This window comes from Chloroflexus aurantiacus J-10-fl (genome assembly GCF_000018865.1).
GTDB classification, from domain to species: domain Bacteria; phylum Chloroflexota; class Chloroflexia; order Chloroflexales; family Chloroflexaceae; genus Chloroflexus; species Chloroflexus aurantiacus.
Map to the genome: position 1 here is coordinate 3,272,400 of NC_010175.1, position 20,253 is coordinate 3,292,652.

Annotated in this window: 25 protein-coding genes; 22 read left to right on the top strand and 3 right to left on the bottom strand. The window is 54.4% G+C overall.

Annotation, left to right across the window (positions count from 1 at the left end; all coding sequences use genetic code 11):
- Nucleotides 1–133 precede the first annotated feature (133 nt).
- The 8 genes from CAUR_RS12785 to CAUR_RS12820 all read left to right on the top strand — a co-directional run bounded on the left by CAUR_RS12785 (nt 134) and on the right by CAUR_RS12820 (nt 4,990).
- Entirely contained in the window at nt 134–730 is a 597-nt protein-coding gene (locus CAUR_RS12785; RefSeq protein WP_012258302.1) for a DUF4126 domain-containing protein, read from the top strand.
- Nucleotides 731–1,091: 361 nt separating this feature from the next.
- Complete coding sequence (locus CAUR_RS21905; protein ID WP_423191606.1) at nt 1,092–1,493, top strand: MBL fold metallo-hydrolase; 402 nt, start codon at nt 1,092–1,094, stop codon at nt 1,491–1,493.
- Nucleotides 1,494–1,656: 163 nt separating this feature from the next.
- Nucleotides 1,657–2,247: a dihydrofolate reductase family protein gene (locus tag CAUR_RS12795; RefSeq protein ID WP_012258304.1), complete on the top strand. Its 591-nt coding sequence runs from the start codon at nt 1,657–1,659 to the stop codon at nt 2,245–2,247.
- Nucleotides 2,248–2,424: 177 nt separating this feature from the next.
- Complete coding sequence (locus tag CAUR_RS12800; protein ID WP_012258305.1) at nt 2,425–2,727, top strand: putative quinol monooxygenase; 303 nt, start codon at nt 2,425–2,427, stop codon at nt 2,725–2,727.
- A 71-nt stretch (nt 2,728–2,798) separates the two neighbouring features.
- Entirely contained in the window at nt 2,799–3,182 is a 384-nt protein-coding gene (locus CAUR_RS12805) for a VOC family protein (RefSeq protein WP_012258306.1), read from the top strand.
- A 122-nt stretch (nt 3,183–3,304) separates the two neighbouring features.
- On the top strand, nt 3,305–3,670 hold the full coding sequence (locus CAUR_RS12810; protein WP_015909222.1) for a dihydrofolate reductase family protein: 366 nt from the start codon (nt 3,305–3,307) through the stop codon (nt 3,668–3,670).
- A gap of 71 nt (nt 3,671–3,741) precedes the next feature.
- Nucleotides 3,742–4,740: an IS701 family transposase gene (locus tag CAUR_RS12815; RefSeq protein WP_012258307.1), complete on the top strand. Its 999-nt coding sequence runs from the start codon at nt 3,742–3,744 to the stop codon at nt 4,738–4,740.
- 7 nt (nt 4,741–4,747) lie between these two features.
- Nucleotides 4,748–4,990, top strand: coding sequence for a dihydrofolate reductase family protein (locus CAUR_RS12820; protein ID WP_278043617.1), 243 nt, complete (start codon nt 4,748–4,750; stop codon nt 4,988–4,990).
- A 29-nt stretch (nt 4,991–5,019) separates the two neighbouring features.
- On the opposite strand, the gene CAUR_RS12825 is transcribed toward CAUR_RS12820, so the two are convergent.
- Nucleotides 5,020–5,547, bottom strand: a complete 528-nt coding sequence (locus tag CAUR_RS12825; protein ID WP_083772569.1) for an IS5 family transposase — start codon at nt 5,545–5,547, stop codon at nt 5,020–5,022.
- On the bottom strand, nt 5,454–5,825 hold the full coding sequence (locus CAUR_RS21910; RefSeq protein WP_012258309.1) for an IS5 family transposase: 372 nt from the start codon (nt 5,823–5,825) through the stop codon (nt 5,454–5,456). The genes CAUR_RS12825 and CAUR_RS21910 overlap by 94 nt, the downstream gene beginning before the upstream one ends.
- 68 nt (nt 5,826–5,893) lie before the next feature.
- Between CAUR_RS21910 and CAUR_RS12835 the strand changes: the two genes are divergently transcribed.
- The 14 genes from CAUR_RS12835 to CAUR_RS12905 all read left to right on the top strand — a co-directional run bounded on the left by CAUR_RS12835 (nt 5,894) and on the right by CAUR_RS12905 (nt 18,534).
- Complete coding sequence (locus CAUR_RS12835) at nt 5,894–6,307, top strand: nuclear transport factor 2 family protein (RefSeq protein ID WP_012258310.1); 414 nt, start codon at nt 5,894–5,896, stop codon at nt 6,305–6,307.
- Between the two features lie 168 nt (nt 6,308–6,475).
- Entirely contained in the window at nt 6,476–7,225 is a 750-nt protein-coding gene (locus CAUR_RS12840) for an SDR family NAD(P)-dependent oxidoreductase (RefSeq protein WP_012258311.1), read from the top strand.
- 147 nt (nt 7,226–7,372) lie between these two features.
- A complete protein-coding gene (locus CAUR_RS12845; protein WP_012258312.1) occupies nt 7,373–7,927 on the top strand; it encodes an alpha/beta fold hydrolase in 555 nt (184 codons plus the stop codon).
- A 134-nt stretch (nt 7,928–8,061) separates the two neighbouring features.
- Entirely contained in the window at nt 8,062–8,622 is a 561-nt protein-coding gene (locus CAUR_RS12850) for a dihydrofolate reductase family protein (protein WP_012258313.1), read from the top strand.
- Nucleotides 8,623–8,998: 376 nt separating this feature from the next.
- On the top strand, nt 8,999–9,556 hold the full coding sequence (locus CAUR_RS12860; protein ID WP_012258315.1) for a dihydrofolate reductase family protein: 558 nt from the start codon (nt 8,999–9,001) through the stop codon (nt 9,554–9,556).
- 185 nt (nt 9,557–9,741) lie between these two features.
- On the top strand, nt 9,742–10,554 hold the full coding sequence (locus tag CAUR_RS12865) for an arylamine N-acetyltransferase family protein (RefSeq protein WP_012258316.1): 813 nt from the start codon (nt 9,742–9,744) through the stop codon (nt 10,552–10,554).
- Nucleotides 10,555–10,625: 71 nt separating this feature from the next.
- Nucleotides 10,626–11,372: a class I SAM-dependent methyltransferase gene (locus CAUR_RS12870; protein WP_012258317.1), complete on the top strand. Its 747-nt coding sequence runs from the start codon at nt 10,626–10,628 to the stop codon at nt 11,370–11,372.
- Between the two features lie 106 nt (nt 11,373–11,478).
- On the top strand, nt 11,479–11,844 hold the full coding sequence (locus CAUR_RS12875) for a DUF2200 domain-containing protein (RefSeq protein ID WP_012258318.1): 366 nt from the start codon (nt 11,479–11,481) through the stop codon (nt 11,842–11,844).
- A gap of 163 nt (nt 11,845–12,007) precedes the next feature.
- A complete protein-coding gene (locus CAUR_RS12880; protein ID WP_012258319.1) occupies nt 12,008–12,583 on the top strand; it encodes a DUF4256 domain-containing protein in 576 nt (191 codons plus the stop codon).
- A gap of 15 nt (nt 12,584–12,598) precedes the next feature.
- A complete protein-coding gene (locus CAUR_RS12885; protein ID WP_012258320.1) occupies nt 12,599–12,985 on the top strand; it encodes a DUF1428 domain-containing protein in 387 nt (128 codons plus the stop codon).
- Nucleotides 12,986–13,044: 59 nt separating this feature from the next.
- Nucleotides 13,045–13,683, top strand: a complete 639-nt coding sequence (locus tag CAUR_RS12890) for a dihydrofolate reductase family protein (RefSeq protein ID WP_012258321.1) — start codon at nt 13,045–13,047, stop codon at nt 13,681–13,683.
- Between the two features lie 769 nt (nt 13,684–14,452).
- Nucleotides 14,453–14,698: a hypothetical protein gene (locus CAUR_RS12895; protein ID WP_015909226.1), complete on the top strand. Its 246-nt coding sequence runs from the start codon at nt 14,453–14,455 to the stop codon at nt 14,696–14,698.
- A 19-nt stretch (nt 14,699–14,717) separates the two neighbouring features.
- Nucleotides 14,718–14,861 (top strand): hypothetical protein, encoded by a 144-nt coding sequence (locus CAUR_RS12900; RefSeq protein ID WP_162015882.1) that lies wholly within the window; start codon nt 14,718–14,720, stop codon nt 14,859–14,861.
- Nucleotides 14,862–15,282: 421 nt separating this feature from the next.
- Nucleotides 15,283–18,534 carry an O-antigen ligase family protein gene (locus CAUR_RS12905; protein WP_012258322.1) on the top strand — a complete coding sequence of 1,084 codons (3,252 nt, stop codon included), beginning with the start codon at nt 15,283–15,285 and terminating at the stop codon, nt 18,532–18,534.
- Here the strand turns inward: CAUR_RS12905 and CAUR_RS12910 are convergent.
- Complete coding sequence (locus CAUR_RS12910) at nt 18,506–20,242, bottom strand: TIR domain-containing protein (protein WP_012258323.1); 1,737 nt, start codon at nt 20,240–20,242, stop codon at nt 18,506–18,508. The genes CAUR_RS12905 and CAUR_RS12910 overlap by 29 nt on opposite strands.
- Nucleotides 20,243–20,253: the final 11 nt, after the last annotated feature.

Sequence of the window (20,253 nt, forward strand, 5' to 3'; positions counted from 1 at the left end):
ATACGCTAATCGCCGCGCAACTTTTCAGCCCGGTTGCGCGTTTAATCAGAGAGTGTTACCAGTCGGGTAACGCAGGTTTTCTGCATGCAAGAATAATGCGCTTGTGCAACCCGTTCAACCGCGGAGTATGGCTATGGAGACAATCATTGCGCTGGCCAGCTCATTGGGTCTGGCAACGGCTACCGGTCTTAATGCGTATCTTCCTCTCCTCACCGTCAGTGTTCTCTCCCGCCTTGGCCTGATTCAATTGGGTGAACCGTTCGATCTGCTCTCACACCCGATCACGATGATTGTGCTGGTGATACTGGCCATTGTCGATTTTATCGGCGACAAAGTCCCGGCGGTTGATAGTGTCCTGCACATTATCGGCCTGGTTATCAGTCCAATTGCCGGCGCAATCGTTGCCCTGGCTGCCTCAAGTGATATTGTCGCTATCCATCCAGCAGTTGTTGCCGGTGCGGCGATCATTGCCGCTGCTGGTACCCAGAGTGCGCGCACCAGTATTCGTCCGGCGGTGACTGCTGCTACCGGAGGGACAGCCAACTCATTTGTGAGCTTTCTGGAAGATGCGCTGTCGTTTGTACTCAGCCTGTTATCGATCTTCTTACCGGTGCTGGCGTTCGTTATTGCCCTGATCCTGGCGTTTGTTGCTTTTCGTTTCATTCGCGGTGCTGTACGCGTCTGGCGCGAAGCAAACCCGCGGCGCAACGGCGTTTCGCGTGTACGGTGAAGATGAGGGTTTGATCGTTGACCGGTTACATACGTGGTAAAGGCGATCTGAATTAATCAGTGCAGTAAATATAAGGTTGCAACAACAGCAACCGCTTGCGCTGTAGATTCCCAATCGCTTGCACGAGTTCTATCGCCGATACGGCGGCTGGAAGGATTTGTTCACGTTGGCGATGGTCGATGACGTTGTGTGACCTATCTCGCCAACTATCAGGCGCTCCGCTTAACGTTGCTGGTACCAGGCGGAGCGACAGCGATTTGTCGTCTTGACAAATTAGAAAACATGTTCTATGCTGTCTACAACGATCAAGCCGCATTCCCGTGGAAAAGGCAATCGCTGTCACGTCCATCCTCATTGCCGAATGACCTGCTGTGAAGGAGTGAATATCTATGTACATGCCATTGTTCATCCCAACGGGCGCAGGCTGGTCGATACCGGCATAACAGAACTTCACCCGGCAGCGGTTATGCCTCTCCAAACTTATCCGTTGAACGAGCAGGGTTTTGATTTCGCCAGCGTTTACATCGTTGTCAACACTCATCTGCCCTTCGACCATTGTGGCGGCAATCATCTCTTTGCCGGCAAGCCGACAATGTCCAGCATCGAGAGCGTGATGACACTCGCAACAAGGATGCCTGCACCCTTTGCAAGTGGCTTGATACGCCCGCCATCTAATACGTATTGGGCGACGGCGAGTGCGCACTGCTTCCCGGGCTGTGGCTTGTCCCAGTGCAAGACCGCACAGATGGCATGCAGACGGTGATTATGCTGGTGAATATTCGATCATTGTCGACGGCGACGTAGCAGTTCGGTTCGGCGAACTCGATGATCTGTATACGGCAGGCCAACTGCGGATGCCCGTACCTAATCCGGCTTTGGTCTGGTTCACACACATTCATCAGAACATCAATGACGCGGGAGCAACGATGAAAACACTCATCACAGAATTTATGAGTCTCGACGGCGTGGTACAGGCTCCAGGGGCAGCCAATGAAGACACCGACGGGGGCTTTCGTTACGGTGGATGGTCGGTACAGTATTTCGACCCGGTAGTAATGGGGGGTATCTTCGACGAACTGGCCAGTCAGAGCGATGCACTCTTGCAAGGTCGTCGTACTTACCAGAATTCAGCCGCCGCCTGGCCTGGACGTTCCGGAGACCCTTTTGCTGGCTGGATCAACCGTGTGCAGAAATATGTGGTTTCCAATACGCTCACCGATCAAGACATCACATGGCATCCGACCACGATTATTCGGGGCGATGATCTCGTGAAGACGGTGGCCGATCTCCGTGCGCAGCCGGGTGGCTATATCTACGTTTATGGCAGCGCAATGATGGTTCAGACGTTGCTGGCCGCCGACCTTGTCGATGAGTTGTTGCTTACAATAGAACCGATTGTCCTCGGTGGGGGGAAGACAATTTTCCCCAGGGGCGGAGCGCTGATTCCATTTGAATTGGTATCAAGTGCCAGAGCCAGCACCGGCGCGTTAGTGTGTCGATATGTGCGTGCGCGGTAGGTGTTCTCATAGTTGTTTGCCAGCAACTGGTTGCCGCGGACGGCGCGATAGCGCTGCTGAATCGGAACGTTAGGCGGCTCACGTGCATCTCAGCAGACGAATATTTGTCGTTACAGCCGTCGTTGGTTGCGTGGCACTCACTGCTGCATCAATGGTTTCAACCACTGGAGAAAAAGCATGTATGGGTTAATCGGCAAGATGCGGGCCACACCAGGACAGCGTGACGCATTGATCGCCATTCTCGTTGAAGGTGCTTCGAGCATGCCGGGCTGCCTGAGTTATGTTGTCGCTCAAGACCCCAAAGATCCTGACGCAATCTGGATCACAGAGGTTTGGGACAGCCCAGAGAGCCACAAGGCGTCACTCTCACTGCCGTCTGTCCAAGATGCCATTGCCTGTGGCAGACCACTGATTGCAGCATTGGACGAGCACCATGAGACTGTTCCAGTTGGCGGTCATGGCATCGGAGCCGCCGCCTAACAATTCATTCAAGCCGACGCCGCTTCGTGGTGCGGCTTAATTCAGGCGTTAGGCCACACAAGGACACCCTCATGACTGACTTCAAGCCGGACAGCTACACAACCGTCTCGCCGTATCTGATCGTGTCAGATGCGGCAGCAACAATTCGGTTCCTTGAGCGCGTCTTCAATGGTGAGCTACTGAGGAGCTTCCCAGATGACCAAGGCCGACTAATGCATGCGGAGGTACGGATAGACGATACGGTAGTCATGCTGGCTGACTCTGCACCAGGCTGGCCACCCGTTCCGGCCCATGTGCATATCTATGTCAAGGACGTGGATGCCACTTACAGACAGGCGTTGGATGAAGGTGCAGTTTCCATCCAGGAGCCCGTGCAGAAAGGCGATGAGGACAAGCGTGGCGGGGTCAAAGACGCCGGGGGTACCACTTGGTGGATCGCAACGCGCGTGGGGTAACAGGATGTTGGGTGCGAGTGCGGCCTAATTCAGGCGTTGGGCGTTTCACACAAGTTTGCATATTGGTCTTATGCCTTAATCACCAAAACACATCTTTTAACAAGTAGAAAAGGAGAATTCACATGAGAAAAATCGTTGTATCAATGTTCATGACGTTGGACGGTGTTATGGAAGCCCCAAATCAATGGTCTTTCCAGTTTGGGAGTGCAGAACAGCAGAAGTACAAATATGACGAACTCTTTGCTTGCGACGCTCTTCTTTTGGGACGAATAACCTATGAAGGGTTTGCAGCCGCCTGGCCAAACATGTCTGGCACAGGCGATTATGGCGTAAGAATGAACAGCATTCCCAAGTATGTTGTTTCTACAACCCTTCAAGAAGCCACGTGGAATAATTCAATAATCATCAGAAGCAATGTTTATGACGAACTATCAACATTGATAGGAGTTACGCAGTTCCTTCCCGATGAAGTATACGTGAGGCGATAAACCGTGTTCACACTTGTTGCACTTGTCGCTCCGTCTCCCGTGTTTCTGGCTGATGATGGAGGTGTACGCTGATGAACCCACCGACATGTGACGAACTGGATTATATCCACGTTCTGGTCGCAGCGCAGCACGTGTTCAGCAATACAGAAGCAGCACGCTGCCATCCGGGAGCGCCCACGAACCGTCCGGCGCATGATGCCTACACGCGTCTGCTGCACCGGTGTCGTGCGGATGGCACTGCCGTGTGGGACGAGGTACGCCCCTGGGTGTCGTTGACCACGGGCTGCTTGATGATCGACGACACGACGCTGGACAAGCCATATAGTCGGGCGATGGAGCTGGTTACCCGCCATTGGTCGGGGAAACATCAGCGGGTGGTGGTAGGTATCAATCTGATCAGGATGCTGTGGACTGATGGGAATGCCCACCTGCCCTGTGACTTCCGTATCGACGACAACGCCCACGATGGGTTGACCAAGAACGACCACGTCCGGGCGATGGTGCAGGCGGCGGCCGCACGCGGGTTTCAGCCTCGCCTGCTTGCCTTCGCCAGCTGGTATGCGAGCCTGGAGAACCTGACGCTGGTGCGCTCGCTGCCCTGGCAGTGGCTGACCCACCTGAACGCCAATCGCCTGGGTGATCCTGATGGGTCGGGCAACCGACCGATCCGGGACGTCCCGATTCCGGCTGCGGGCACCATCGTGCATCTGAAGGGCTATGGCTTCATCAAGGTGGTCGCGATAGCCACCCCAGCCGGTGGCAGTGACGACTGGGCCACGAGCGACCTGGCGATGCGTGCCGACCAGTGGGTGGAGGACGCCCGGTACCGGTGGCGGATCGAAGCGTACCATCGCGGGATCACGCAGTACTGTGGCATTGAACGCGCCCAGCACCGCGCCGCTCGTGCCCAGCGGAATCACATCGGTCTGGCGCTGCGGGCCTTCCTCCGCCTGGCATGGCACCGGTTGCGGACAGGCACGTCGTGGTTTGAGGCCACAGCCGCCATCGTCCGTGAGGCGATACGAGCCTACCTGGCTCATCCACGCTCTACCCAGCTCTCAACTGCGTAACTCCTGATTGAAACAGCAGACAGGTCAAGATATTTTGATTTTTGGAAGTGGCACTCTTGTCAATTCGCTAATGCAATATGATCTTATTGATGAATATAGACTCATGGTTTTTCCCATTGTAGTAGGAAGCGGAAAGCGGCTATTCCAAGATGTGAATGAGAAAAAATCTCTAAAACTAATTGAGACAAAGACATTCAGTTCAGGCGTTGTTGCTCTTTCCTACCAGCCTGACAAGAACGAAACCAAATAGAAACATCTCTCAAACATCTCTCCTAGAACTCATTTCAAAATTCGGTCAACGCACCACAACATGATAGCGACGAGACAAAACGCACGAGAGCTATGCAGATGACGATCATAGCGCACCACCAACCGACGATACGTGTCCATCCACGCGAAGCACCGCTCGACCGTCCAGCGGTGCTGATAGCTTGCGCCGGTACGCAGCGGACGCCCGCGCTTGGGCCGCTGACGATTGCGCCGCTCACGAGATGGCATGGTGGGTGTGATCCCACGCCGACGCACGTCGCTGCGCAACGCTGCACGGTCATCGGCGTTATCCGCCACCACTTCGTTTGGTCGCGTGCTGGGCCGGCCGCGTCGGCGTGGCACCCGAATGGTCCGCAACGTCGCTTCAGCCAGGGTGCGTTCGTGCGGGTGTGCGCTCGCCACGTGCAGGCCGATGGGCACACCAGTGCCATCTACCACGACCATCACCTTGGAGCCTTTGCCGACCTTCGTTGTGCCTCCGCCAGTGCCCCTTTTTTCGCTGGAACGAAGCTGCCGTCCAGAAACGCACGTGCCCATTCCAGCTTGCTGTCGGCGTCGAGGCGGCTCAGGAGCGTGCGCCAGATGCGCTCCCACGTCCCGTCCTGCGACCACGCGTGCCATCGTCGCCAGCAGGTGCTGGGGGAGCCGTACTCCTTTGGGAGATCTGCCCACGCACAGCCTGTGTGGAGCACATACAGAATACCATTCAGTGTCCGGCGGTCGTCGTTGCGTGGACGACCCCGCGCACGTGGTTTCTTGGGGATGAGCGGTTCGATCACCGCCCATTGGTCGTCGGTGAGATCATGTCTGCTCATACCACTATTGTAGCATAAGAAGACATTTTTGAAATAGGTTCTAGTAACAAGTTGGAGGAATCAACGGTATGACCCAACAGAAGGCAGAGTTGAAGGTAGTTTGCAAAGAAGATTGCGGCAATGCGCCGAGGAAGGCGCAGCTGCGCGATTTTTACATCGCTTTGGCCCGCACAAACATCAAGGAGGTTTTGAATTATCTGACCGATGACATTGTTTGGCACCTGGCTGGCGAGACAACGATTAAGGGAAAGCAAGCTGTTGCGGAGTTCTTGAAGGAGATGAAAGATTCGCCAGTTTCCGAGCTAAAAATAGACTATATCGTCACCCACGGGACCGATTGTGCCGCAACGGGCCAGGCCACTTTTGCTGACGGCAGGGTGGTCGATTTTGGGGATTTTTATATTTTTGCGGGCCAGGCCAAGCACAAAAAGATCAAATTGATTAAATCTTTCATTGTGGAGACTAAACCCGATAGTGATTAGAGTTGCTCTTAACTGGTGTTTCCTCCTAGCGTTGCAAAAGATTGCTGAAATTGTGAATGGAAATTTTTAGCAGTATCGCACGTCGAACAATTCGCTCAACGCGACCTCGCTTCGCTCGGCGCGTTAGCTCAATCGTTATGCGCAAAAATTCAATCTCGGAGGATGAGTATGGAATTTGAAGGAAAGGTCGCACTCGTAACGGGTGCGGGTACCGGAATCGGAGAGGCAATCGCAGAGCGTCTACTTGCTGGCGGGGCCTTGGTTGTGCTGGTTAGTCGTCGCCTTGAGCCGTTGGAATTAGTTTGCAGGAGAATTGATCCGAAGGGAGCAAGAACTTTGGCTCTTGAGGCAGACGTGCGCAATCCAATGGCGATGGAAGCCGCAGTTAAGCGCACCATTGAGCGATTTGGGAAGCTTGATATGGCTGTGAATAACGCTGGTGTAACTGGTCCGGCTGGCGTGCCGGTCCAAGACGTAGAAGCAGAAATATGGCGTGAGGTCATTGATACTGATCTCACCGGTATTTTCTACTCCATGAAATATGAGATACCCGCGATGCTCGCCAATGGTTCTGGAGCGATCGTAAATATGTCGTCTGCCAATGGCTTGGTCGGCCTGGCAGGTATGGCTGCATACACCGCAGCGAAACACGGGGTAATTGGATTGACTCGTTCGGCCGCACTAGAGTTGGCAGAGTCGAATATCCGCGTATGTGCAGTTGCTCCAGGCTATGTTGCAACACCACGAATAATGGACTCCGGCAAAGAGGTCACGGACTGGATGGCGAGCTTGCACCCAATGAAGAGGCTTGCAACGCGGGAAGAGGTAGCAGATTTTGTAGCTTATTTGCTAAGTGAGCGTGCTGCCTTCATGACCGGAAGTGTCCATTCTATAGATGGCGGGTATACTGCACAGTAATTAGCTGCGCATAACAACCGGTTCCAGCGGACGGTCCACTGCGCGGCCCGCCGCTGAACCGGAGCGTTAGAATGCACGAAACGGTTCTTCGCGCTGAAGTCCTTTATGCGTCCCGTCCGGATTGTGAGACAGGCTAGGAGTGATCTAATGCGGGAATTGGTGTTCATTCACGGTGCTGGCGGTGCAGTCGACGATCCAGAATTCGGCAGCCAGGAGCTCATTGCATTCCTGAGAAGGGAGCTCGCTCAGGATTATCGGATACGCGCGCCGTTCATGCCTAGTCCTGAGGAGCCACACGCCATTGAGTGGCTGGACGCCCTCGACACGGAGCTGGTCAATTTCCCTGACGACGGCGTCTTGGTTGGCCATTCGATGGGTGGTGCCATGATTCTCGAGTTCGTTGCTGAGAGAAGACAATCTTTAGCGGCATCGGGTCTTGTCATGATAGCATGTCCATTTTGGGGTGAGCCGGATTGGAAGGTTGAGGAATTCTACTTGCCGGACGGATTCGCTGATCGATTATCGGGGCTGAAACGCATCCTTCTCTATCACAGCCGCGATGACTCGATCGTGCCTTTCGCGCACATGGCCGTCTACCACAAACACATCCCGCGCGCAGAACGCCATGAAGTCGACGGGGCGGGTCATGCCTTTGCGCGAGGAGACCGTCGCGTTGTTGTCAGTGGTATTAGATCCCTTTAGGTTAAGTCACCTTTGGGGGTACCTCCTGCGTTTCTGCTTAGGACAGACGTGTATTCTAACAAGGGCATGCACCTGACGGGCTTCGCCCGCAGGTGATGCCCAGGCCGTTAGCCCGCTACGAGGTATTCACCGCCATGGGAATTTTGACCTTCAGCATCAACGTCACCCTCGACGGTTGCGTCGACCACCGGGAGGGAATTGCCGACGACGAGACACACGCTTTTTTCACCCGCCTCATGGACGAGAGCGGGGCGATGCTGTGGGGCCGCGTCACGTACGAGATGATGGAGAGCCACTGGCCGGCGGTCGCCCGCGGCGACGTGCAGGCGCCGCCAGCGATGCGCGAGTGGGCGGTCAAGCTGGAGGCCAAGCCGAAGTACGTGGTGTCGTCGACACGAAAGGACTTCCTGTGGGCCAACAGCCACCACCTCGCCGGTGACTTGCGCACGGCCGTGCAAATGCTGAAGGACGCGACCCCAGCCGGTGTACTCCTTGGTAGCGGCAAACTCGCGACCGAGCTGGATCGGCTGGATCTGATCGACGAATACAAGTTCCTCGTCCACCCCAGGATCGTCGGCCACGGCCCGACCCTATACCAGAGCGGGCTGCCCAGCGCGCGACGGCTCGAGCTAGTCTCGGCGACGCCGCTCCGCAACGGTGCGGTCACTATGCACTACCGGTGCGTGCGCGGCTAACAACGGATTCCAGCGGACGGTCCGCTGCGCGCCGCCGCTGAACCGGAGCGTTAGCATGCATAAATATGGATTTGGTGAACGTTAGGAGTAACGCTTATGGGTAATGCAACGATTCAAGGTCAGCTTTGGGGGTCTCGTGCTCAGGACTGGGCCACCTACGTGGAGCAGGTGTGCTTGCCACTTTTCGGTGTCGCACTCGATGCCGCCCGCGTGACCTCTGGCACGCGCCTGCTCGATGCCGGGTGCGGCGCAGGACTCCTCGCGCTGTTGGCTCACCTCCGCGGAGCGCAGGTGGCCGCCCTCAAAAGTTTGCATATTGGTCTTATGCCTTAATCACCAAAACACATCTTTTAACAAGTAGAAAAGGAGAATTCACATGAGAAAAATCGTTGTATCAATGTTCATGACGTTGGACGGTGTTATGGAAGCCCCAAATCAATGGTCTTTCCAGTTTGGGAGTGCAGAACAGCAGAAGTACAAATATGACGAACTCTTTGCTTGCGACGCTCTTCTTTTGGGACGAATAACCTATGAAGGGTTTGCAGCCGCCTGGCCAAACATGTCTGGCACAGGAGATTATGGCGTAAGAATGAACAGCATTCCCAAGTATGTTGTTTCTACAACCCTTCAAGAAGCCACGTGGAATAATTCAATAATCATCAGAAGCAATGTTTATGATGAACTATCAAGATTGAAACAGCAGACGGGTCTCGATATTTTGATTTTTGGAAGTGGCACTCTTGTCAATTCGCTAATGCAATATGACCTTATTGATGAATATAGACTCATGGTTTTTCCTGTTGTAGTTGGAAGCGGGAAGCGCCTTTTCCAAGATAGGAGCGAGAAAAAATCTCTAAAACTAATTGAGACAAAGACATTCAGTTCAGGCGTTGTTGTTCTTTCCTACAAGCCTGACAAGAACGAAACCAAATAGAAATATCTTTTCTGCAAAACACGCCCAACAAAGCGTGCATCTGACGTGTGGGACTCTGCGGCATTTTCGAGCATTTTTCTGGCTTCGAGTTTTTCCTGCTCCCAAGCAGAGTCCACGCCCGCCCACACGCAGGTAACGCACACCGTTCGGCGCTTACGAGTCGTGAAACAGGAGATATGTCTCGCATGGATATAACTGCTTATCTCAACCGCATCAATTATGCTGGCCCGCTGGCACCCACCGCCGAGACCTTGCGGCGGTTGCACCTAGCGCACCTGCTCTCAGTGCCTTTCGAGAACCTTAGCATCCACTGGCATGAGCCTATCGTCCTCACAGATGAAGCCCTTTTCCAGAAGATTGTATTGCGCCAGCGCGGCGGCTTCTGTTACGAGCTGAACGGGCTGTTCGCTTCCTTGCTGCGGACCTTAGGCTTCCAGGTTGAGATGCTCTCGGCAGGCGTGATGAATAAGCGCGGTGAGTTCGGGCCGGAGTTCGACCACATGACCTTGATGGTCACACTTGCGGAGCGCTGGCTGGTAGACGTTGGCTTCGGTGACTCTTTCCGTGAGCCGCTGCTTCTGGATGCGCGTACGGAGCAGGTGCAGGGTCGGCGCGCTTACCGCATTGAGGAGGTCGGCGACGGGCGTTTAATCCTGATGGAGCGCCGAGAGGGCGACGAGTGGCAGGCGCAATACCGCTTCAGCCTGGAGCCGCACGTCTACGCTGATTATGCAGGGATGTGCCGCTATCATCAGACCTCACCTGAGTCACACTTCACGCAGCGACGAATCTGTTCTTTGGCGACAGCGGATGGGCGGGTGACATTGAGTGAGCGGCGGCTGATTATCACGCGAGGGGGTGAGCGGCAGGAGCGGGAGTTGGGGAGTGCGGAGGAGTATGGGGAGGTGTTGCGCACACACTTTGGTATCGAAGCCGCGCCGAACCAGGGGATGCAGCCGACCGCAATGAGGAGGTCTGTTATTCTCGAAACATACTAGCGGCGGCTGATCTCCGGCGTTCGTATATTCTCGCATGATTAGCAAAGCATCCAATACGACCTGGTGTCGCTATGAATAAAACGCCTTCGATGAAAAGTGATTATGGAGTAGACGCTCCGCCGGTCATCCGCAACTTGCTCATCGCCGGTATTGCCTCCATGATTGCAGGTATCGTTCTGCAATATGTCTTTGCATCTATACAATCGCTGATAGCCGGAATCCTATTGGCCTGGGGGCTACTAGCTGGAACGAGTATGGTTGTAACTGCCTTCCTGATGATATGGAGCAGCAAAGTTGGCAAACTTCAACTACGAGAAAAGTTAATCGATTCACTGGCTCTGCGTGGGACAGAAACGATTGTGGATGTGGGCTGTGGACGAGGGTTGTTGCTCGTCGCAGCCGCTCGACGACTCACAACAGGCAAAGCTATTGGGATAGACCTTTGGCAGCATGAAGATCTATCTGGCAATACACCAGAAGCCACGCTGGCGAATGCAAAAGCTGAAGGGGTTGCCGATTTTGTGGAAGTGAAAACAGGGGATATGCGCAAATTGCCTTTTGAAGACAATACGATTGATGTGGTCGTTTCAAGTTTAGCAATCCACAACATTCCCACAAAAGAGGGTCGCGAGCAAGCCATACGTGAAATTGCACGCGTGTTAAAGCCAAATGGTCAGGTAGCCTTGCTCGATTTTCAGTGTACTGATGAGTATGTTCAGACTCTAAAAGAATTAGGCTGGCATGCAGTCAACCGCTCTGGATTGAACTTCCACATGTTTCCGCCTGTACGAGTGGTAACGGGTCGAAAACCTCTATGAGTTGAAAGCGAATGAATAAAATGTGCATTACTCGATCTGATTAGTAACTCGCCGCTGCTACCGGAGCGTCAGGCACCATCCATCAGGATCAACAGGATCTACAGTTATGAACAAAGCTACCAACCACAACGAACGCATTCGCACGATGACCTTCGCCTCGGTCTACCCACACTATGTGGCGAAGATCGAGAAGAAGGGGCGAACCAAAGCCGAGCTGCATCAGGTCATTACCTGGCTGACGGGTTACGACGAGGCGGATATTCTCAGACATATCCGGGAAAATTCGACCTTTGAGACCTTCTTTGCCGAGGCAACGTTAAACCCGAATGCCTCGTTGATCACCGGTGTGATTTGCGGCTATCGGGTTGAAGAGATTGAAGACCCCTTGACCCAGCAGGTGCGGTATCTGGACAAGCTGGTAGATGAGCTGGCGAAGGGCCGCAAGATGGAGAAGATTCTCCGTGCCTCGTAAGTGGGCTACACCTGCCTTTTTGTAAGCGCCGACGAGTATATCTGGCATGATGCAGTGAAGGTGCACCACGTAGTGCGAGTGCTGCAATTAGCATGATCAGCACTTCCATTCCTATCACGTATCGTATCTGGATGAGAACATTGGTTATAGATGGAATGAAGCTATGCAAAAAATTCATGATGAGAAAGTCACACTATCAGCCGAACAACACGAGCAACTCCTCAAGACATTGAAGGCCCGTTTTGAAAAGAATATGCACCGTCACAGAGGTCTTGATTGGTCGAGCGTGCAGGCGAGGCTCGAAGCGCATCCCGATAAGCTCTGGTCGCTCAACGAAATGGAACGAACCGGCGGCGAACCAGATGTGGTTGGCTACGACAGCGAAACGGGTGAATACCTGTTTTACGATTGCTCACCGGAGAGTCCGGGCGGACGCCGAAGTCTTTGCTACGACCGTGAGGCTCGCGAGGCCAGAAAAGAGCACAAGCCTCAAAGCAGTGCGCTGGAAATGGCCGCCGCGATGGGTATCGAGCTTTTGACAGAGGAGGAGTATCGAAAGCTGCAAGAGCTTGGGGAGTTCGATACGAAGACCTCGAGCTGGGTGATGACTCCGCCCGAGATCCGCGCGCTTGGCGGTGCGCTCTTCTGCGACCGGCGTTACAACCACGTTTTCACCTATCACAACGGCGCCGAGTCCTACTATGCCGCACGAGGATTTCGAGGAAAGCTGAGGGTATGAAAGGAGTGCGCGGGTATGCCCTATTTTGACTTCTACCTTGTCCCCGTCCCTATCGAAAACAAAACGGCCTACGAGGAACTGGCCTACATTTCCGCGCAGGTGTTGCGAGAATACGGCGCCGTTCGCGTTGTCCAGTGTTGGCTCGATCCCATCGGCTCTGGGGCTTCAACATACCATGCGAGTGAGGTACGATTGGATGCCGGCCAATACCCGACCTTTCTTCAAGTAGCCGGCGCACGCGAGGGCGAAACCGCTGTTTTGTCATTTGTCGAATGGCCCGACAAAGCTATTCGGGATGCAGGGATGACGAAGGTAACAGACGACCCGCGCATGCAATTTCAAAATTGGCATCCCGCTTCGACGGTCGCCGCCTCATTGCCGGCGGTTTCACCCCCATGCTGATCGAGGCGAATAAGGACTGAGTGACATCGGATCGCTATCCTACATCCAGGAGGAACATTATGAGCAAGGTATTCGTCAACATTAGCCTCAGCCTCGACGGCTTCATGGCGCCGGAAGGTATGGACATGGCGCATTTCAGCGACCCAACCTACAAAAACTGGGGCGCGAAATGGGGTGCACTGATGGCCTGGGCGCTCAGTCAACAGTATCTGCGCGAGAAGCTAAAACTGGGAACTGGAGGTGAGACTGGCCCGGTTAACGACATGGTGCGTCACACCTTCGAGCGCACTGGCGCCCATATCATGGGCAAGCGCATGTTTGAAGGTGGTGAACGTGGATGGCCCGAAGAAGCGCCGTTTCACACGCCTGTGTACGTACTGACGCACGAGCGCCGCAATCCCTGGGTACGTCCGGGTGGAACCACATTCTACTTTGTCAATGACGGCCCAGAACAGGCTCTGGCGCTGGCACGGGAAGCGGCAGGAGAGCGTGACATCCGCATTTCCGGTGGTGCAAATGTTATCCAGCAGTACCTGAACCTGGGTTTGGTTGATGAGCTGGAAATCGCTTTGATCCCGGTCATATTCGGCGGTGGACGGCGTCTGTTCGAGAACCTGCATGAGCCGCTACCGCAGTTTCGGATTGACAGAGTGCTTGCAAGCCCTACTGCGACGCACCTGCGCTATGTTCGTCTGTGAAAGGGAGGGCTATGCCGGTTAATCGTGGTACACCAGGACTATTTGTTTGACTAAAGGGTAGCAGTGAGCCGGGTAAGTTAACCCATCTCGAAACAGCCAGAAAATTTGCAGATACTGCTGGAGACAGTTCATGAGGGTAAGCCTGCCTGGTAGCTCCAGCAGAAGTAGGGTTTGCTCATATAGCCTGTTCATCTTTGAATGTGGCGTAGGAGAGGGGAGAGCAGAAGACTGAGATAATGTCTCCTGATACGACAGAAGGTGCGTTAGTCGGTAAATTGTTGTCTTCCCCGAATGTTGGTTCTGTTGCGTTGCAGTGGTGGGAGATGAACCACAGAGACACAGAGGGAGAGAGGCTTGCGTGAGGTGATAAGCGAGGCGGCGCGCGCTCCCAGGGGGAGAGGCTTGCGTGAGGTGATAAGGGAGGCAGCGGTGTGTGCTCCCAGGGAGAGAGGCTTGCGTGAGGTGATAAGCGAGGCGGCGCGCGCTCCCAGGGGGAGAGGCTTGCGTGAGGTGATAAGCGAGGCGGCGCGCGCTCCCAGGAGGATGCTCTTTCGTGAGGTGATAAGCGAGCCGGCGGCGCGCGCTCCCAGGGCTATGCATTACCCACATGTCGCGCTGCGTTAGGCCGGACTGCCAGCGCTCCCCGTGGCGCGGGCTGGAAGCCCGCGTGCCGGCATCATCGCCACCACCGTCAGGTGCTGGCCGTGGCCGTTGGTGCGCAGGCACGAATCTCTTGCAACATAACCGTCTACGGGCAGGAATCGCATGCATGCCTGACGGACGCGATGATCGGCACGATCCCATCCAGCACCCCCGTGACCAGGATGGGGGCACAGTACGCCACGCGCCGGATCGTGAGCACGGCTGGCGCGGCAGCATGGCTGCCGCACTCCATACGAGGGCAATCCGGGCTGGAAGCGGTATTCCTGCCGGTGGGCGGGATGAGAACGAGATACAGCTATTTGTTCGTGCTGTGACCATCCGGGGCACCGCTCCACCACGCGCCGGATCGTGAGCACGACTGGCGCGGCAGCATGGCTGCCGCACTCCAAACCACGCGACACGCGCATAACGAGCGGGTACGGCAATCCATCCAGCACGTGCCGGCACGGCTGGAGCAGCGCACTGCCACCGGGCCAGTCGTTCAAAACAACACCAATAGCGATCATCCCCGCTGATACGCACGTGGTTGACACCAGTTGTGGGTAATGCATAGCTCCCAGGGGTGGATGCTTGCGTGAGGTGACGAGCGAGTAGGAGGCTCGTGCTTCCAGGGGTGGATGCTTGCGTGAGGTGATGAGTGAAGCGGCGTGCGCTCCCAGGGGGAGAGGCTTGCGTGAGGTGATGAGCGAGGCGGAGGCGCGCACTCCCAGGGGATAACCCAGTGCTGGGGTTGTGATGTTGCAGTGGTGGGAGATGCACTACAGCGCCACGGAGGATAAAGAGAGGGGAGACGCTTGCTTAAGATGATGAGCGAGCCGGAGGCTCGCGCTCCCAGGGGATAGCCCAGCGCCAGTACACAGCGGTGCAGCGCTATCACAATGAGCCAGAGGTCGCAATCGTGCTTCTGATGCGTATCCTCAAAACGCTGATCGTCTCATGCCATCACATCGTCTGATCGTGTTGCAGAAACTGCTGCTTCTACTTGCTCCCTTCTCCTATTTGCTCTCTTCTATCTCCTATTTGCTCTCTTCTACCTCCTATTTGCTCTCTTCTATCTCCTATTTCCTCCCCAACTACGCCTCACCGCTCCTGCTTGACATCAGACATCTGCTCGACTATACTCTCCGCGCTATGTGGCGCAACACCGTTCTTCGCATGTTCTTGCTCTGTAGTCTGGGAGTGCTGCTGACTGCTGCACTCGGTGTTGTCGTCTGGCTTGATAATGCTGCGCTGCGCGGAATTGCTTCCCGGTCGCCAATTTCCTCTCCCTTCCCGTACACCGATGGCCCGGCATTGGGGGTCAATGTTTTTAATCTTCACCTTGAACCTGATCCAACGGCTGCCGACCGTACCTTTGCTCTGGTGCGTGCGCTGGGTGCGCGCTACGTGCGCATGCAGGTGCCCTGGGAAGATATTGAGATTCACGGGCGGGGTGATTTCACCGACCGGCGAAACGAGGCAACGATTGGGGTTGTTTCGAGTTGGGCCAAGTACGACCGCATTGTAGATGCAGCGGTAGCGCACGGGATCGAGTTGATTATGCGCGTGGATCGGCCACCCGATTGGGCGCGCGAGCAGGGACGATCAACGCCGGAATTTGTGGCCGGGCTAGCAGTTGATGGCAACTCAACCGGGCCGCCTGATGATCTGGCGGATTATGGTCGCTTTCTGACCGAGCTGGTAACGCGCTATCGGGGGAAGGTAACCTACTTTCAAATCTGGAACGAACCGAACCTTAAGAATGAATGGGGCTGGCAAGAGCCGAAACCGGCAGATTTTCTTGCCCTGCTGCGGGTTGGTTATGAAGCGGTGAAGTCTGCCAACCCTGATGCCGTTGTCCTCTTCCCCGGTCTGGCGCCGACGGATGGGCTTGATCCGCGTGCGCCAATGACTGAGCTTGAATATCTCGATGCAATCTATCGTCTGGGAGGAGCTGCTTACTTCGATATTATGGCAGCTCAGAATTACGGTCTTGGTCAACCACCCACCGAACATCGCTACGTTTTCTTGCGAGGACGTGATAACTGGAACTGGCACCGGCCTATTGATACGCGCAACGACGTCAGCCGTGTCGTCTTGCTGCGTGAGGTAATGGAGCGTCACGGTGATGTCGCGACGCCGGTGTGGGTAACTGAGTTCGGCTACAATGCTGCGCCAGATACGATTCCGGCAGAACGTCGTTTCGTGTGGGGGCCGCCGGTTGATGAACAGACGAAGGGGGCATATCTGGTTGCCCAGATTGAGCGCGCCCGTCGCGAGTGGCCCTGGATGGGGGTGATGAATATCTGGATGCTGCGTTATGGCGGCTATGCCGAACCCGACCCCGCCGATCCGACCCCCTATTTCGCACTGGTCAGCCGTGACTGGCAGCTTTTGTCATCGTACCAGATCGTGCAAGCGTATATGCAAGCGCCGCCTGTCGCTCACGTTGGCGTTCACGACTGGAGCCATCCGGCAGTTGAGCGAACAGTTGATGGCTGGCGTGTTCGGTTTGCCGGTACCGGTCTGGAGTTCTACGGTGGATCGCCGACAACGGTGCTTCTCGATGGCGATGCGATCACGCTGAAGGCAAATGCTGTGCATGGGTTGGCCGATACTACTCACGTTATCGAGCTGCGCGGTGGATCGGCACCGACCGGCTTTGCGGTTGTGCGCGATCTTCCCTGGCAATTTCCGGCTGACTACGGGCCACTGCTCTTATTTGCCGGTATTGCGGTCATTGGCGCACTTACCATGCGCACAGCGCTCGCGCTGCTCGATCACCTGATCGCTCGCTGGTCACAGATCGCTGCTAGTCGCCGCGAGTGGATCATCTTTGCCTTGCAGGGGATCACTCTTGCGATTGCGTATCGTGCCTCAGCTCAACTCCCGTTGACGATGATCGGTCTGTTGCCCTTTATCGGCCTCAGCATTGCCCGGCCTGATCTGGCGCTGCGTTGGGTAGTGATCACGGTACCGTTGTACTTCCTGCCCAAGGGTCTGTTCGATTCCCGTTTCGGTATCCGCGACAGTGGCATTTATCTCCCGTTGCACGAAGTTACACTGATCATCGCAGCAGTCGCAACGCTCATCCGCGATTGGCGGCGTATGCGCTGGCCGGCATTGCCCGCACTGCCGGTAGCAGTGTGGGCAATGATGCCGGCAGTGCTGGTGTTGATCGGTGGTATCTGGGGCGTGATCATCGCCGACATGCGCGGCCCTGCGTTGCGTGAGCTGCGTTGGATGATCATTGAGCCGCTGCTCTTCGCGGCCTTGATCTGGTGGCACGAGCGGCAGGGGCGGGCAGTGGTCTATCCTGCCCTGATCGGCTGGCTGGCGGCTGGTGCCGTCTCGGCGTTAGTGGCGCTGGCGCAGGTTGGCGGTGTCAATCTGGTGCCACTCTTCGGCACGAAGATCGGTCATGGTACTGACCTGGTTGCAACTGAGGGCGTTGTGCGGGCGACCGGTTTGTACGGTCATCCCAACAATCTTGGTCTGGCAATGGGGCGAGTGTGGCCGTTAGCCGCAGCGCTGGCATGGGCAGCATGGCAGCAACGCAGGCAGTGGCTTGCGTTGACGTTTGCCGGGATTGCGTTGCTGGCATTAGCGGCGTTGACCGTCTCCTTCTCGCGGGGCGCCTACCTGGGAGCACTGGTTGCCGGTGGGTGTTTGATCTTCTTTGCTGCTACCCCCCGGCTCCGTTATCGATTGATCATCGGGGCTGGTGTGGGTGTTCTGCTGATGGCGATTATGCTGTCTGCGCTCGGTATCGAGCGCTTGAGTCTGCTCACCGGCAGCAGCACTATTCGCCTATCCACCTGGCGCGCGGCCCTGGCAATGCTGGCCGACCATCCATTGGGGATCGGTCTCGACCAGTTTCTGGTTGTCTATCAGCAATACATTGACCCGGCGCTCCGTGATACCAACGAGGTGTATACTGCGCATCCCCATAATCTGATCCTCGATCTCCTGCTCCGTGGCGGGCCGTTGCTGTTGCTGGGGCTGGGGTGGGCAACCTGGCGCATGGTGCGTGTACCAATGCACGCACCCTCGCTGGCGCTGGCAGTTGGGGTTGCGGCGACGATGGCCGGTGCGCTGACGCATGGTCTGGTTGACGCTTTCTACTTCTGGCCTGATCTGGCGTTTAGCTTTTGGTTGCTGGTGGTGGTGAGGGAGTGGTCTATACCCGCTTCAACAATACCGGAGTGAGATGTTCTGGTAGTCCATGTAGATGGATATGAACACAGCCAAGGTGGTAGGACTCTTCAATGGTTCGACCACTTCCCAGTCCCTGATAGAAACCGACAGAAAATGCAATCGCAGCCTCATCGCTGATGGTATGATCCATGCCAATCACATATTCGATGTGTTGCGAGATTGCTTTTGCTTGTGTTTCAGAATAACACGCATTCAAGATGACACAACGTACTTGATTAGAGAATTGTTTAAAGAGAGCTGCAAGCGCTTCCGGTTCAACAGGTAGTGCTTTTCCTTGTCGATCTTCTAAGTATAATGCTCCACGAGCGTTACCATGTCCAGAAAAATGTACAATTTGTGGTTCTAGATCAAGGAGTGCTTGAATGATATCGATTGGTCGAACAGCCATGCGCTGATGTAGTATAAAACAATCTCGCAATTTAGACAATTGTAATCGCTCCTGTAGTTCACGAATTTCGGCACCTAGTCGAAGTCTATCCGTGTCTGTTGGATCACTAGATATGAATAAAATTGAAATAACAGGATTATTAGTATGTTTTAATGTTTTTCCCTGAAGAGTTGCTAACGTTTCTCTTGCTAATCTCATAGTAGGTGTTTTTTCGGCCGTTTTGCCGTCTGAGCATATCTGCAACAGAATCTGTTCGGCAATCTGTCTATCATCAGCATTTAAGTCTCCTCGTTGAATCCGCTCACGAATGTATTCAACGATTGTTCGCCGTGCCTTCCAATAACTCATTGTGGAAAATGGTAGTAAAACTCGTAGCGTTTCTTTATCATTAACTCGGATAATTGATCGAATACAGTCATATTTAACTTCCCAGGATGGATGTTTTGCCGCTGGCAAAAATACTTCGGAGGAGTAGGTCGTATCTTGCTGAATAATTCGTCGGATTATTGATCCAAGACCAGTTGTAGAGCGAGGAAGGTGGGGATTGCTCAGAAGAATGTGAATTTGCTCTTTCGACAGCATTATGTTAGTGCTCGATAGGATGGTGATAATTTCTTTGAGTAAGGATGTGTTTGTACTTGCCAATATTTCATTAATGATTTCGGTTCTGCTGATTTGATGTTTGCATAGTATTGAAAACGCTTTCGCACGAACTGTAGATCGTAAATCGTTTTTACGTAAAAGTGCCTCAAGTGCTTGCTGGATAAGATGGAGAGGATACATTGCAAGTATACGTTTTATTTCTTCATCAATATCTTCGTGGTGAAGGGTATTGTAAACCTCTGATAATACTCTGATGTATTGTTGATCTGGATTTGCAACACGGCCTGCATTGATTACGGAAAGTATCTTTTGAACAACGATTTCAATGCCACTGTCCCATGGGATTGCGATGATATTGCTAAGGAGCGGAGAGTATCTTGCTATTTCAGATACATTGAGTTGATACCATATTGGTATAATAAAAGGTTTTTGACCTTCCTGGATAGATCGTGTATACAGTCCTGCCAGTTCACGCAGAGGCCATTCTTTTGCGAAAAAATGGGGTGATAATACAACTATTCCAAATCGCGACTCTCGCAACCCTTCGTCAATGGATTGTAATAATTGCTTCCCTGGAGTGAGTTCAAACTGGTCGTACCAAACTCGCAATCCATTAACGCGTAATGCCTCAGCGAGTGGCGCTGCAACCGTTTCTCTATCTTCGCTAGCGTATGATATAAATACATCCCAGGCATTGGTATTGATCATAGCATTCCTCT